This is a genomic window from Pseudomonas sp. KH_050 (assembly GCF_057838875.1).
Window position 1 is genome coordinate 4931271 of sequence record NZ_CM174478.1, and the last position, 12931, is coordinate 4944201.

At 59.0% G+C, this 12931-nt stretch carries 14 protein-coding genes and 1 pseudogene; 5 read left to right on the forward strand and 10 right to left on the reverse strand.

Going from position 1 to position 12931, the window contains the following annotated elements; all coding sequences use genetic code 11:
- Window positions 1–12 precede the first annotated feature (12 nt).
- Entirely contained in the window at window positions 13–762 is a 750-nt protein-coding gene (locus tag AC3IUA_RS22405; protein ID WP_489357077.1) for an electron transfer flavoprotein subunit beta/FixA family protein, read from the reverse strand.
- On the opposite strand from AC3IUA_RS22405, the gene AC3IUA_RS22410 reads away from it, so the two are divergent.
- Window positions 761–910 carry a hypothetical protein gene (locus AC3IUA_RS22410; RefSeq protein WP_489357078.1) on the forward strand — a complete coding sequence of 50 codons (150 nt, stop codon included), beginning with the start codon at window positions 761–763 and terminating at the stop codon, window positions 908–910. The two genes, AC3IUA_RS22405 and AC3IUA_RS22410, sit on opposite strands and share 2 nt — an antisense overlap.
- A 398-nt stretch (window positions 911–1308) precedes the next feature.
- Entirely contained in the window at window positions 1309–2973 is a 1665-nt protein-coding gene (locus AC3IUA_RS22415) for an electron transfer flavoprotein-ubiquinone oxidoreductase (protein WP_489357079.1), read from the forward strand.
- Window positions 2974–3124: 151 nt separating this feature from the next.
- Here AC3IUA_RS22415 and AC3IUA_RS22420 read toward each other — a convergent pair whose 3' ends face one another.
- Window positions 3125–3604 (reverse strand): GNAT family N-acetyltransferase, encoded by a 480-nt coding sequence (locus AC3IUA_RS22420; protein ID WP_489357080.1) that lies wholly within the window; start codon window positions 3602–3604, stop codon window positions 3125–3127.
- A gap of 221 nt (window positions 3605–3825) precedes the next feature.
- Here AC3IUA_RS22420 and AC3IUA_RS22425 point away from each other — a divergent pair, with 221 nt between their 5' ends.
- Both AC3IUA_RS22425 and AC3IUA_RS22430 read left to right on the forward strand, forming a co-directional pair.
- Entirely contained in the window at window positions 3826–4083 is a 258-nt protein-coding gene (locus AC3IUA_RS22425) for a hypothetical protein (RefSeq protein WP_489357081.1), read from the forward strand.
- A gap of 114 nt (window positions 4084–4197) precedes the next feature.
- Window positions 4198–4461: pseudogene (locus AC3IUA_RS22430) on the forward strand (termination factor Rho); the annotation flags it as partial.
- A gap of 49 nt (window positions 4462–4510) precedes the next feature.
- Here the strand turns inward: AC3IUA_RS22430 and AC3IUA_RS22435 are convergent.
- From AC3IUA_RS22435 to AC3IUA_RS22450, 4 genes are all read right to left on the reverse strand, one after another.
- Window positions 4511–5071: a DUF1285 domain-containing protein gene (locus tag AC3IUA_RS22435; RefSeq protein ID WP_489357082.1), complete on the reverse strand. Its 561-nt coding sequence runs from the start codon at window positions 5069–5071 to the stop codon at window positions 4511–4513.
- Between the two features lie 21 nt (window positions 5072–5092).
- Entirely contained in the window at window positions 5093–5695 is a 603-nt protein-coding gene (locus AC3IUA_RS22440) for a DUF4823 domain-containing protein (RefSeq protein WP_489357083.1), read from the reverse strand.
- A gap of 229 nt (window positions 5696–5924) precedes the next feature.
- Window positions 5925–6893 (reverse strand): GTP 3',8-cyclase MoaA, encoded by a 969-nt coding sequence (locus tag AC3IUA_RS22445; RefSeq protein WP_489357084.1) that lies wholly within the window; start codon window positions 6891–6893, stop codon window positions 5925–5927.
- Window positions 6894–7031: 138 nt separating this feature from the next.
- A complete protein-coding gene (locus AC3IUA_RS22450) occupies window positions 7032–7670 on the reverse strand; it encodes a TetR/AcrR family transcriptional regulator (RefSeq protein ID WP_489357085.1) in 639 nt (212 codons plus the stop codon).
- Window positions 7671–7748: 78 nt separating this feature from the next.
- Here AC3IUA_RS22450 and AC3IUA_RS22455 point away from each other — a divergent pair, with 78 nt between their 5' ends.
- Window positions 7749–8882 (forward strand): aminotransferase class V-fold PLP-dependent enzyme, encoded by a 1134-nt coding sequence (locus AC3IUA_RS22455; RefSeq protein ID WP_489357086.1) that lies wholly within the window; start codon window positions 7749–7751, stop codon window positions 8880–8882.
- A gap of 298 nt (window positions 8883–9180) precedes the next feature.
- On the opposite strand, the gene AC3IUA_RS22460 is transcribed toward AC3IUA_RS22455, so the two are convergent.
- From AC3IUA_RS22460 to mltG, 4 genes are all read right to left on the reverse strand, one after another.
- On the reverse strand, window positions 9181–9972 hold the full coding sequence (locus tag AC3IUA_RS22460) for a TatD family hydrolase (protein ID WP_489357087.1): 792 nt from the start codon (window positions 9970–9972) through the stop codon (window positions 9181–9183).
- A 76-nt stretch (window positions 9973–10048) separates the two neighbouring features.
- Complete coding sequence (locus AC3IUA_RS22465) at window positions 10049–11035, reverse strand: DNA polymerase III subunit delta' (protein WP_489357088.1); 987 nt, start codon at window positions 11033–11035, stop codon at window positions 10049–10051.
- Window positions 11028–11660, reverse strand: a complete 633-nt coding sequence (gene tmk, locus AC3IUA_RS22470; protein ID WP_489357089.1) for a dTMP kinase — start codon at window positions 11658–11660, stop codon at window positions 11028–11030. Before tmk ends, AC3IUA_RS22465 begins: the two co-directional genes overlap by 8 nt.
- 19 nt (window positions 11661–11679) lie before the next feature.
- Window positions 11680–12930, reverse strand: coding sequence for an endolytic transglycosylase MltG (gene mltG / locus AC3IUA_RS22475; protein WP_489357090.1), 1251 nt, complete (start codon window positions 12928–12930; stop codon window positions 11680–11682).
- Between the last annotated feature and the right edge of the window lies 1 nt (window position 12931).

The following is a 12931-nucleotide window of genomic DNA, read 5'->3' on the forward strand; positions in this document are numbered from 1 at the left end:
TGGCTCCTTAACTCAAAGCACCTTCGCTTCGTTTTTCAGTTTCTCGACCAGTTCAGCCACCGACTTGACCTTGATACCCGCGCTGCGTGCAGCCGGCGCTTCGACTTTCAGGGTCTTGTTGGTGGAGGCGGTGGAAACGCCCAAAGCTTCCGGAGTCAGCACTTCGAGAGGCTTCTTCTTGGCTTTCATGATGTTTGGCAGGGACGCGTAGCGCGGCTCGTTCAAACGCAGGTCGGTGGTGACGATGGCTGGCAGTTTCAGGGAAACTGTCTGCCCGCCGCCGTCGATTTCGCGGGTCACGGCAACGCTGTCGCCGCTGACTTCGACTTTCGAGGCGAAGGTGCCCTGACCGTAGCCGGTCAGTGCAGCCAGCATCTGGCCGGTCTGGTTGTTGTCGCTGTCGATGGCTTGTTTGCCAAGGATCACCAGCGAAGGCTGTTCCTTGTCGACAACAGCTTTCAACAGTTTGGCAACGGCCAGGGAAGTCAGATCTTCGGCAGATTCGACGAGGATGGCACGATCGGCACCCAGCGCCAGGGCGGTACGCAGCTGCTCTTGAGCAGTAGACGGACCAATGGAGACGACGACGATTTCAGTCGCAACACCTTTCTCTTTCAGGCGTACGGCTTCTTCCACTGCGATTTCGCAGAACGGGTTCATCGACATCTTGACGTTAGCGAGGTCGACGCCGGAGTTGTCCGCTTTGACGCGAACCTTGACGTTATAGTCGACCACTCGTTTGACAGCTACAAGAACCTTCATGGATTCCTCGTTACTCTCCGGTGAAAAGAAAGTCGCCCGGGCGAACCTGGCGAATGATGCTCATCGGCGCAAGGGCACCTCTAAAAACGCTGGCAATTCAATAAAAATGACCCTGTTCACAAGCGAAATGACCGTTCTTCAGTGGTGACTGACGAGTCATTCTTTTTCATGGCGTGTAAACTGCGCGCCAAAGCTGCGCAAAGCGTCACCTTGTACTGCCTTCGCCCTGTCTTTAGAGGTGCTCTTGAAACCAACAGTCAGCCTACGGCGAGCGCAAAACCGACCGTATCTTGACCGGAACGCCTATTCGGGTCAATACGGCAAAATGGCCAGTTATAAGCCGCGCTTCTTTGATTTATCTGGGCTGCAGCAAATTCAAACAAACGTTTGTATTGGACGCTGAGAGTGGTGTAGATATAATGCGCCGCCTAGAGAGAAAGATGTCTCATTCTTTGATTCCCTCCCCCAATGCGGTGCAGGAACAATAGATGAAGTGCCAAACCTCCAATTAGAAAAAAACTGTGAGCCTTGAGTAGGAGATAGCCTGTGGAACGCGAATACATGGAATTCGACGTGGTCATCGTCGGTGCCGGCCCCGCTGGCCTGTCCGCCGCCTGCCGACTGAAGCAGAAGGCCGCCGAAGCCGGTAAGGAAATCAGCGTCTGCGTGGTCGAGAAAGGCTCCGAAGTCGGTGCTCACATTTTGTCCGGTGCGGTGTTCGAACCACGCGCCCTGAACGAACTGTTCCCGGACTGGAAGGAACTCGGCGCTCCGCTGAACACGCCGGTCACCCGTGATGACATCTTCGTCCTGAAAAACGCTGACAGCGCGACCAAGATTCCCGACCTCTTTGTGCCCAAGACCATGCACAACGAAGGCAACTACATCATCTCCCTGGGCAACCTGTGCCGCTGGCTAGCCCAGCAGGCCGAGAACCTGGGCGTGGAAATCTACCCAGGCTTCGCTGCTCAGGAAGCGCTGTTCGACGAAAACGGCGTAGTCCGCGGGATCATCACCGGTGACCTGGGCGTCGACCGCGAAGGCAATCCCAAGGAAGGCCTGTACACCCCGGGCATGGAACTGCGCGGCAAGTACACGCTGTTCGCCGAAGGCTGCCGCGGCCATATCGGCAAGCAACTGATCAAACGCTTCAAACTCGACACTGACGCTGATAGCCAGCACTACGGCATCGGCCTGAAAGAAATCTGGGACATCGACCCGGCCAAGCACCAACCGGGCCTGGTAGTCCATACCGCCGGCTGGCCGCTGGACATCATGGGCACCGAGAACACTGGCGGCTCGTTCCTTTATCACCTGGAAAACAACCAGGTGGTGGTCGGTCTGATCGTCGACCTGTCCTACAGCAACACCTACCTGTCGCCATTCGACGAATTCCAGCGGCTCAAGCATCACCCGGTGCTCAAGCAATATCTGGAGGGCGGCAAGCGCGTCAGCTATGGCGCTCGCGCCATCAGCAAAGGCGGCCTGAACTCGCTGCCGAAAATGGTCTTCAAGGGCGGCGCGCTGATCGGTTGCGATCTCGGCACCCTGAACTTCGCCAAGATCAAGGGCAGCCACACCGCGATGAAGTCCGGCATGCTCGCCGCCGAGTCCGTGGCTGACGCGCTGTTCGCTGATCTGGACGGCACGCAAGAGCTGACCACTTACGTCGACGCGTTCAAGAAGAGCTGGCTCTACGACGAACTGTTCGCCAGCCGCAATTTCGGCCCGGCGATCCACAAGTTCGGCGCCATCGTCGGCGGTGGTTTCAACTGGCTCGATCAGAACATCTTCGGCGGCAAACTGCCGTTCACCCTGCACGACACCAAGCCGGACTACGCTTGCTTGAAGCTGGCGGCCGACTGCAAGAAGATCGATTACCCGAAACCGGACGGCAAAATCAGCTTCGACAAACTCAGCTCGGTGTTCATCTCTGGTACCAACCATGAAGAAGAACAGCCCTGCCACCTGAAGCTGGCCGATGCGAACATCCCGATCGCCAAGAACCTGCCGCTGTACGACGAACCGGCGCAGCGCTACTGCCCGGCCGGCGTGTATGAAGTGGTCACCAAGGAAGACGGCGAGAAGCGCTTCCAGATCAACGCCCAGAACTGTGTGCACTGCAAGACCTGTGACATCAAGGACCCTGCGCAGAACATCACCTGGGTGGCACCGGAAGGCTCCGGCGGCCCGACTTACCCGAACATGTAAGTCGAATCGCTAAACATCAAGGCTCCCAGGATGGGGGCCTTTTTGTTGCCCGTATCCATTGCACCTTCCTGAAAAGAAGCCAGAAGGTGCAAACCTTATTCAGGACGGGACAACGCCGACCGTCTATGCCGATAAATGAATGAGCGCTGGTTCAGCCTTGGGCAAACTCTCGTAATTTCTCCCCTTCCATGCGATAGCGCACCCACTCGTCTTGCGGCACCGCACCGATGGACTGGTAAAACTGGATCGCCGGTTTATTCCAGTCCAGCACGCTCCACTCGAAGCGCCCGCAATCGTTGGCGCAGGCGATTTGCGCGAGATGGCGCAGGAGTTTCTTGCCCGCCCCGCCACCGCGTTGCTCGGGGTTGATGTACAGGTCTTCAAGGTAGAGGCAGTTGCTCCCCAGCCAGGTGGAATAGCTGAAGAAGAACACCGCGAATCCGATCGGCTGCCCGTCCCGCAGGCAGATCAGACCATGGGCGGTTGCGCCTTCGCTGAACAGGCTGCGCTCGATATCGGCGACGCTGGCAATGACCTCATGCCTGGCGCGCTCGTAGTCGGCCAGTTCGGTGATGAACGCGAGGATTTGCGAGGCATCGCTGGGCACGGCCGGGCGGATTTCGATGGTCATTGACTTGCCTTGTGCAAAAGTGAAAACGCCATACTAAGACGACTCCGAGCGCTCGTCACATTTCAAATGAAAACCTGGTTGATGGATTACCTGTGGCGATGGAGTCTGCAACGCCACACATTCTTGCGCAACAGCCTCAGACCACTCGTCGAAATTCAGGCACTAATCGAAATCGGGAGCAGACTTATACGGGTAACGACTCTAGAAGTGGAGGCGACGCCATGAACATGTCAAAACTGCCTGCCCTCGTCCTTGCCGGGTTGCTGTCTTCAGCAGCCATCGCCGGATCATCAGCCCCGACCCAACCTGTCTACGGGCCTCCTTCGGCCACCGCGACCGACCCACGCATTGATCGCAACGACACCCAAAGGCCCGACGGCATAGGCCCCAACGTTCCGGACAACGCCGGATTGGGTACCAGCTCTAAAACCACCACCGGTGGCTCGGGTTCCGACCGGGACGGCAGCGCCCGCAATTAAATTGAACGCAACCTTTCCAGACTGATCCTGCGCACCAGGATCAGAAGGAGTAATCCCATGCCTCGTGGAAGCAAAGCCAAATACACGGCAGAACAGAAACGCTAGGCGGCCCATATCGAAGCCAGCTACGAAGACAAAGGTGTCTCTAAAGATGAAGCCGAAGCGCGCGCCTGGGCGACGGTGAACAAACAGTCCGGCCGCGGAGAACGCGCCGGTGGCTCCGGGCGGCGCAAACCTGCAAGCGAAAAAGCCAGTGATCGCAAGGAATCGGCCAAACGCGCTGTGGCCAGTCGTAAAGGCCACTCACGCGACAGCCAAGCGTCTTTGGGAACGCAAACCAGGGACAGTCTGATGAAAGAAGCCCGAGCGAAAAACATCCGCGTTATCGTTAACGTCCATCGCGAGCAAGCTCGGCTCCTACAGGTTTCTACGGCTCAAGCCCGATCGGAAAGAATTCGCCGCCACTCCAGACGCCCAACCAGCGCTGCCCGTCGATTTCCCGGGTCACGGCCAGTTCGACCAACTGATAGAACACATTGCGATGGATCAGGGCTTCAAGATTGGTCCGCACATGCACGTAGGGCGCGGGCTCCTGGGTGTCTGGATCGATTACTACCCGCATCGGGTGATCAGGGCCGGCTTCGGTCTGCTCTTCGACGTTGGTGGTGAAGCGCAGTACCTGAGACTCTCCCTCACCTTCGACCTCCAGGCTGACCGCGACAAACGGCGCGTCGTCGACTTTGATGCCGACTTTTTCCACTGGGGTGATCAGGAAATAATCATCGCCATCGCGGCGCATGATGGTGGAGAACAACTTGACCATCGGCTTGCGCCCGATGGGTGAACCCAGGTAGTACCAGGTCCCGTCACGGGCGATGCGCATGTCGATATCGCCGCAGAAATCGGGATTCCACAGGTGGACCGGCGGCAAGCCTTTGGATTTGGGAATTTGCCCCAACAGATCATTAGCTTTTTGCGGACCACTCATGTTGTTCTCCTCGTGAAGTGCCTAGTCGCTCATGCCCAGCAGGCTGCGAGCGTATTGCTGCAGCGGCGGGCCAAGCAGATCTTCTGGCTGGGTGTCGTGGAACGTCAGTAAACCGCCACGACTGCGAATACGTGCAGTATCGATCAAATACTGGGTGCTGGTCTCGATCAACATGAGCTGAATGACGCCAGTGTCGATCCCCAGGCGATCCACGGCTTCCTGATCGGTCCATTCATCGGAGTTGCCGATCCGGTTGTCAGCCTTGGCGAAACGGGTATAGAGCAAGTAATGCGCACCGACCGCGCGGGCTTCACTCATCGCTGCGTCCAGCCCTTCCGGGGCGCGGGCACGTCGGACCATGGGGAAGTATTCGACAAAGCCGTTGAAGGCTTCTTCGGCGACCACATTCGGCCGCGGATAGGCATCGCCCGGTGGCGCGAATGCACCTTGGGCGATGTAGATGAAAGAATCGGGTTGTATGCGCATCGAGTTAGAGCGGCGGGTATCGCTGTGATCGAGCAGCCCGGCATCGCTCATGTGATAACGAGCGCCCTCGCCCAGATCGCTGACGTTCATGCAGCCACCAAGCGCCAAAAAGGCCAGCAGCAAAACCAGGCTACGCATCCTACCCTCCAGAGGCCGGTGACGGAAAACCGGCGGATAGTCGCAGGATGCAGCTTCCGCGCCAGCTAAAGGTTGCGCACATCCCGTAGCAGCTGCCGCCAGGCTGCGTCCGATTGCGGAGCAGTCGTGAAACCTGAGGACGCGGTCTTCTTGATGGAGTGAGGTTGCTTGATTTTGCGAGGGGTACCCCCTCGAACGCAGCCTTCGGCAGCTGCTACAAGAGCTGTGATCAGCCGCCGATGATTTTCATGATGGTTGCACCACCGGAGAACGCCACTTCCTGCTTGTCGCCCAGGGCTTTCACCAGCAGCCGCTGCAACGCCGGCAGCGCCTCGTGGCGCGGCTTGTCCAGCAGATCCCCGACATAGTGCCGGTTACTCGACGACAGGCAGCCATGCAGCCAACCGGTAGACGACAGACGCAGGCGCGAGCAGGTCCGGCAGAACGGCACGCTTTCATTGGCGATCACCCCGAAGAAACCCCGGCCGGGAATCTCGTAGCGGACTGCGGTGGCATCCACTGGCGCGTCAGCCTGCAGGTATTCGTAACAGTCGCCAATCAGGCTCAACAGCTGCTGAAGGCTGACGAACTGCTGCAAGAAAGCATTCGAGTCACTGGCCAGATGGCCCATGCGCATCAGTTCGATAAAGCGCAGCTCGTAACCCCGTTCAAGGCAGTAATCGAGCAGCGGCATCACCTGATCCAGGTTCTGCCCGCGCAACGGCACCATGTTGACCTTGATCTTCATGCCTGCGGCCTTGGCCCGGTCCATGCCATCGAGCACGGTCGCCAGATCACCACCGCGAGCGATGCTGCGGAAGGCTTCAGGGTCGAGGGTATCGAGGGATACGTTGATCCGGCGGATGCCGGCAGCCACCAGCAAGGGTAGCTTGCGCGCCAGAAGCTGGCCGTTGGTGGTCAGGCTGATGTCCGCCAGGCCCATCGACCCTACGGCAGCCATGAAGGCTTCCAGCTTGGGACTGACCAACGGCTCACCACCGGTGATACGCAGCCGTTCGATGCCGGCAGCCTCGATCAGATAGGCCACCCCCCGGGCCATGGCCTCGGCCGACAACTCATCCTGCGCAGCCACCAGCCGCTTGCCGTTCGGCACGCAGTAGGTACAGGCGTAATTGCAGGCTGAAGTCAGGCTGATCCGCAAATTGCGAAAACGCCTGCCTTGACGGTCAACGATCATGGATCACTCCGGCGAAAGAAGATTCGGACGGCTAAAACTTGACTCAAAAATCAAGTTTTAGCAAGGCCTATGCCTGAGTATATTCCTGAGGTACTGCGTCATGTGGAGAAACATGGCGCAATAAAGCAACTGAATGACTCAGCTGCCGGGGGTGTCGGTATCGCGCTTGCGCTTGTTGCCCATGCGCACGCCGATGTCCATCAGGAACTGGAAGAATCCTTCCTGATCTTCCAGCACATTGCTCCAGAACGGCGAGTGATACAGCGCAACGGCGCCGTGTACCAGCGCCCAGGATGCGCAGTAGTGGAAGTACGGCGGGACGTCTTCGAGCTTGCCTTCGCTAATGCGCCCCTTGATCAACACGGTCAGGCGTTCGAAGTTGGAGGCGCGGATCTTGTGCAGTTCCTCGACCATCTCCGGCACCTGATTACCCTTGACCACCTTCTCTTCCAGGCGGTCGAACAGCCGGTACCGCTGCGGATCACGCATCCGGAATTCAAAGTAGGCCCGGGACAAGGCTTCCTTATCCTTGTCGACATCGGCAGAGTGCAACAGCTCGTTCAGGTCACGCTCATAGTCGAGCATCAGGCGCAGATAAATCTCCGCCTTGGACTTGAAGTGCTTGTAAATGGTCCCTTTGCCGATACCTACGGCATCAGCGATCATCTCGACGGTGACGCTGTCTTCACCTTGTTCGAGGAACAGCTTTAGCGCGGTATCGAGAATTTCTTGCTCGCGGCGACGAAACTCACGGACCTTACGAGGTTCTTTCTGCATAAGAAAAGGTCTGTAGGGGTCAAAATCGAAGCCGCGTATTATGCCTAACTTGCGCCAAATTGCACGGATCATCCGACCATGTCTACGTTTCTTGATGAATTTGTACAGGCTCCTGGCCTGCGTTATTTGAATCATGCGGCCGTCGCTCCGTGGCCAAATAGGGCCAGCGAAGCGGTCGCGCGTTTCGCCCGGGAGAACGTTTTGCTGGGCGCGCGTGACTATTCGGACTGGATGGCCCTCGAGCAGCGCCTGCGCGAACGCCTGATGCGCCTGCTTAACGCGCCGTCGACGGATGACGTCGCGCTGGTCAAAAACACTTCGGAAGCGCTGTCTTTTGTCGCCTTCGGACTGGAATGGCAAAGCGGCGATCAGATTGTCATTAGTGACGAAGAATTCCCGTCTAACCGCATCGTCTGGGAAGCGCTGGCACCACAGGGCGTGGAAGTGCTCCAGGTCAGCCTCAAGGGCGATGACCCCGAAGGCGCCCTGCTAACCGCCTGCGGCCCACGCACCCGCCTGATGTCAGTCAGTGCCGTGCAGTTTGCCAGCGGCCTGCGCCTGGACCTGCAGCGCTTGGGTGCTGGCTGCAAGCAGCAGAACGTGCTGTTCTGCATCGATGCGATCCAGCAACTGGGCGCCCTGCCTTTCGATACCCAGGCTTATCAATGCGATTTCGCCATGGCTGATGGCCATAAATGGCTCCTGGGGCCTGAAGGCCTGGGGGTTTTCTATTGCCGCAGTGAGCTGCGCGAGCAGCTGAAGTTGCACGAATTTGGCTGGCACATGCTCGAACACATGGGCGACTACAATCGCACTGAGTGGGAACCGGCCAAAAGCGCGCGGCGTTTCGAGTGTGGCAGTCCGAACATGCTCGGGGCCATGGCGCTGGAAGCCAGCCTGTCGTTGCTCGAAGAAGTCGGCATGGAAAAGGTCGCCGCGCTGATTGCCGAACGCATGCAATGGCTACAGGACGGCTTGAACGCGATTCCCGGTGTGCAACTGCACAGCCCGCTGAACCCCGCCCGGCGCGGCGGAATTTTCTCGTTCAGTATCGATGGCATTGATAATCAGCAAGTCTACGAACACCTCAAGCGGCAACAGGTTGTGTGCATCCAACGCGGTCCCGGCATTCGATTTTCCCCGCACTTCTATACAGAAAAGCGCGTTATCGACGAAACTCTGCAAATAGTCAGAGCCATTGCCCAGCAATGAGAACCCAACCGAAGCGCCCGTATTCCAAATCTGTTTAAAAAACACAGGGGCCAGACTGGACTAGTAGCAATAGTGATCAATACTTGAACTGTCGGCGCGACATCTCCCCCAAGTGGCGCGTCGATGAAGGTACCAACGGACGGCGTATCTTTGTTTTACTCCTAATGGTCTTAACCCGGATTCACCCCCCAGAACCCGGGTTTTTTTTGCCTGGGATTTGACCCAAAACCTCCGCAGCGTACGAGCTCCTGTAGGAGCTGCCGCAGGCTGCGATCTTTTCGTGCGATCTTTTCGGGTTCTACACCGATTTCCTGACATGCGCCAACGGAAACAACCGCTTGAAGTTCTCGGTCGTCTGTTCGGCAAATCGCTCGTACGACTCTCCGCGTAGCATCGCCAGAAACTCCGCGACATCACGCACGTATTGCGGCAGGTTCGGCTTGCCCCGATGGGGAATCGGCGCCAGGTACGGTGAGTCGGTTTCCACCAGCAGGCGATCGGCCGGTACTTGCCTGGCCACATCCCGCAAGGCATCGGCATTGCGGAAAGTGACAATACCGGACAGGGAAATATAGAACCCCAGATCCAGTGCGGCCCTGGCCATCTCCCAGTCTTCGGTGAAGCAGTGCAGTACGCCAGCCTGGGGCAACGCCGCTTCACGCAACAGCGTCAAGGTATCGGCGCGCGCGCCACGGGTATGCACGATAACCGGCTTACCCGTCTGCTGCGCGGCTTGCAGATGCAGGCGAAAGGACTCCTGCTGCAGCTCGGCTGCTTCCGGTTCGTAATGGTAGTCCAGACCGGTTTCACCAATGGCCACGACCCGCGGATGGTTGAGCTCCTGCAACAGCCAGTCCAGCGCCGGGGCGGCACCCGGCTCCACGTCGAGCGGATGGACGCCGACCGAGCAGTCAACATCGGCATAACGTTCGGCCAGCGCCTTGACGTCAGCCGCATTCTCGACGCTCACGCCGATACACAGAAAGTGCCCCACCCCACGCTGGCGAGCCGCGTCGAGGGCAGCATCGAGGGAGCCGGCATGTTCGGCGAGGTCGAGGCGATCAAGGTGACAATGGGAATCTACAAGCATATAAGGCTGCAACTACATCGTATGAGTGGGACGGTCGGACTTCAGCGCTCCGGCCAATGATTCTAGGCTCGGCCGGTCAATTGCGGATAGGTAAACCTGCCCACTGCACCAGCAACGCTTCGAGCAACAGCACACGATTGAGGTTGGCCTTGCTCAGCACTTTCTGCCGCTGGGCAAGAATCCAGTCCTGGATATCCAGGACTTTTTTCTGAGAAGACTTCTGCGCCAGGTACTGCACGACCTTGCGCATATCGGCCAAACCCAGGCCTGCTTCATCCTGAGTGAGCTGGTAACGCAGAATCAGGCTCGACCAGTCGCAGAACCAGTCGAACAGCAACAGCAACGGAATGGTATTCCAGCCCTCAGCCAACTGAGTCGGCGATTGCTGCTGCTTGAGCAGTTTCTTCACTCCGTCGACCACCAGCGCGCGTTGCTCGCGCACACCCTGAGCCTGCAAGGTGACCGCGGCCAGCGGCGAACCGGCGGCCAGCGTCAGCAACTCCATGCGCTCTTCTTCAGTGCAATCGGGCAACGCCTTGACCAGCCACTCCAGGCTCATCACTTCGCTCGGCAGCGGACATGCCTGCTGCACACAACGGCTTTTGACCGTCGGCAACAGACGGCTTGGCTGATGACTGACCAACAGCAATACGGTATCGCCGGAGGGTTCTTCGAGGCTTTTCAGCAAGGCGTTGGCGGCGTTGTTGTTCATCGATTCGACCGGCTCGATCAACACCACTTTGCGCCCACCCATCTGCGCGGTCTGCACCACGAAGCTGACCAGCTCACGGACCTGGTCGACCTTGATCGCCTTGTCTGCCTCTTCCGGCTCCAGCACGTAGTTATCCGGATGACTGCCGGCCTTGAGCAGCAGGCAGGACTTGCATTGCCCACAGGCGTCCAGTCCTTGCGGTTTCTGGCAGAGCAATCGGGCCATCAAGCGCTCGGCCAGCGCTCGCTTGCCGATCCCGACCGGGCCGTGCAACAGGTAAGCGTGGGCATGCTGGACACGCCCGGCCAATTGCTGCCAAAGGCTGTCCTGCCAAGGGTAGGCCTCAGCCACGGTACAGCTCCAGCAATTGCGGGAGCAAGGCATCCAGCGACTGCTGGACCTGCGCCAGCGGCTGCGCGGCGTCCACCAGACGATAACGTGCCGGATCGGCCTCGGCACGCTTCAGGTAGGCGCTGCGGACTGCGTCGAAGAACCGCCGCCCTTCCAGCTCGAAACGGTCGAGCCGACCGCGCGCACTGGCGCGAGCCAGGCCGACCTCGACCGGCAGGTCGAACACCAGGGTCAAGTGCGGACGCAAATCACCCTGGACGAAGGTCTCCAGGGCGGCGATGCGCTCCAGCGACAACCCTCGACCACCACCCTGGTAGGCATAAGTGGAATCGGTAAAACGATCGCACAGGACCACCATGCCCTTGGCCAACGCCGGACGAATCACCTCGGCCAGATGCTGGGCCCGCGCGGCGAACACCAGCAACAGTTCGGTGTCGGCACACATGACTTCTTCGCCGGGGGTCAGCAGTACTTCACGAATCCGCTCGGCCAAAGGGGTGCCACCCGGCTCGCGGGTCAGCAAAACCTCGATACCTTCGGTGCGCAAACGCTCGGCCAGGTATTCGCGGTTAGTACTTTTGCCGGCGCCTTCCGGTCCTTCCAGGGTAATAAACAGGCCAGTCACAGGCAGTCCTTAGTCAGATTCATTGCGGGCTTGGCGGCTGGATCGCGTCTGGCGCGGAATCCGTGGCCGGTTGTTCCGGAGTTGCTTCGGGAACCGGCTCCGAGGCTGGCTCCGGACTCGTTTCGGGAGTCAGCTCCGGTGTCGGCTCCGGACTGGTTTCGGGAGTCGACTCTGGAACGCTCTCAGCCGGCGCTTCAGTGGTCGGGCTCGAAACCTCGGGTATCGCCGGAGCGGTTGTCGGCGCCGGGCTGGATCGATAATCCGCGCGGCGATTGAGCTGGAACTCACGCACCGCATTATTGTGCGCATCCAGGTCATCGGAGAATACGTGGCTGCCATCACCGCGAGCGACAAAATACAAACTGCTGCCCGGCACCGGATTCAGCGCCGCATGGATCGCCTCACGTCCCACCATGGCAATCGGTGTCGGTGGCAACCCGGCAATCATGTAGGTGTTGTAGGGCGTTTCTTCGCGCAGATGGGCACGGGTCAGTTTGCCATTGTAGCGCTCGCCGAGACCGTAGATCACCGTCGGATCGGTCTGCAGCAACATGCCGATCTGCATTCGCCGCACAAAGACCCCGGCAATCTGCCCGCGCTCTTGCGGCACGCCGGTTTCCTTTTCCACCAACGAGGCCATGATCAGCGCCTGATAGGGCTGAGTGTAGGGTACGTCGGCGGCACGCTTGCTCCACTCTTTGGCGAGGACATCGTCCAGGCGGGCGTAGGCTTTTGCCAGCAGCTCGGCGTCGGTCATGCCGCGGACGAAACGATAGGTGTCTGGAAAGAACCGTCCTTCCGGGAATACGCCGGCATGACCGAGCTTGTCCATCACTTCGCTGTCGCTCAAGCCGTTCAGGGTCTGCTCAAGTTTTTCCTGTTTGGCCAGGGCGGCTCGCACCTGACGGAAATTCCAGCCTTCGACCAGGGTCACACTGTACTGCACCACTTCGCCGCGCTGCCAAACACCGATCAGCCCCTGGGCAGTCATGCCCGGCAACATGCGGTATTCTCCACTGTGCAGGGGTTGTCCGGCCAGATTGAAGCGCCAATACACGCGCAACCAGAAAGCGTCCTCCAGGACCCCGTCAGCCTCCAGCCGATTGAAAGTACCGCTCGGCGTCGCACCGGCGGGCACTTCAAGCAATTCCTCTTGCTTCAGGTTGAGCGGCTGGTCCAGCGCCGAGTTCACTTTCCAGGCCGAAGCGCCCAGCAGCAGCCCCGCCAGAACCAGTCCGGTTTCCAGCAGCAGCAAGAATTTACGTCTCACG

Coding starts and splice junctions, on each gene's coding strand:
- AC3IUA_RS22410 (WP_489357078.1), top strand. CDS start 761: ATGGATTCCTCGTTACTCTCCGGTGAAAAGAAAGTCGCCCGGGCGAAC.
- AC3IUA_RS22405 (WP_489357077.1), bottom strand. CDS start 762: ATGAAGGTTCTTGTAGCTGTCAAACGAGTGGTCGACTATAACGTCAAG.
- AC3IUA_RS22420 (WP_489357080.1), bottom strand. CDS start 3,604: ATGACCATCGAAATCCGCCCGGCCGTGCCCAGCGATGCCTCGCAAATC.
- AC3IUA_RS22425 (WP_489357081.1), top strand. CDS start 3,826: ATGAACATGTCAAAACTGCCTGCCCTCGTCCTTGCCGGGTTGCTGTCT.
- AC3IUA_RS22435 (WP_489357082.1), bottom strand. CDS start 5,071: ATGAGTGGTCCGCAAAAAGCTAATGATCTGTTGGGGCAAATTCCCAAA.
- AC3IUA_RS22440 (WP_489357083.1), bottom strand. CDS start 5,695: ATGCGTAGCCTGGTTTTGCTGCTGGCCTTTTTGGCGCTTGGTGGCTGC.
- AC3IUA_RS22445 (WP_489357084.1), bottom strand. CDS start 6,893: ATGATCGTTGACCGTCAAGGCAGGCGTTTTCGCAATTTGCGGATCAGC.
- AC3IUA_RS22450 (WP_489357085.1), bottom strand. CDS start 7,670: ATGCAGAAAGAACCTCGTAAGGTCCGTGAGTTTCGTCGCCGCGAGCAA.
- AC3IUA_RS22455 (WP_489357086.1), top strand. CDS start 7,749: ATGTCTACGTTTCTTGATGAATTTGTACAGGCTCCTGGCCTGCGTTAT.
- AC3IUA_RS22460 (WP_489357087.1), bottom strand. CDS start 9,972: ATGCTTGTAGATTCCCATTGTCACCTTGATCGCCTCGACCTCGCCGAA.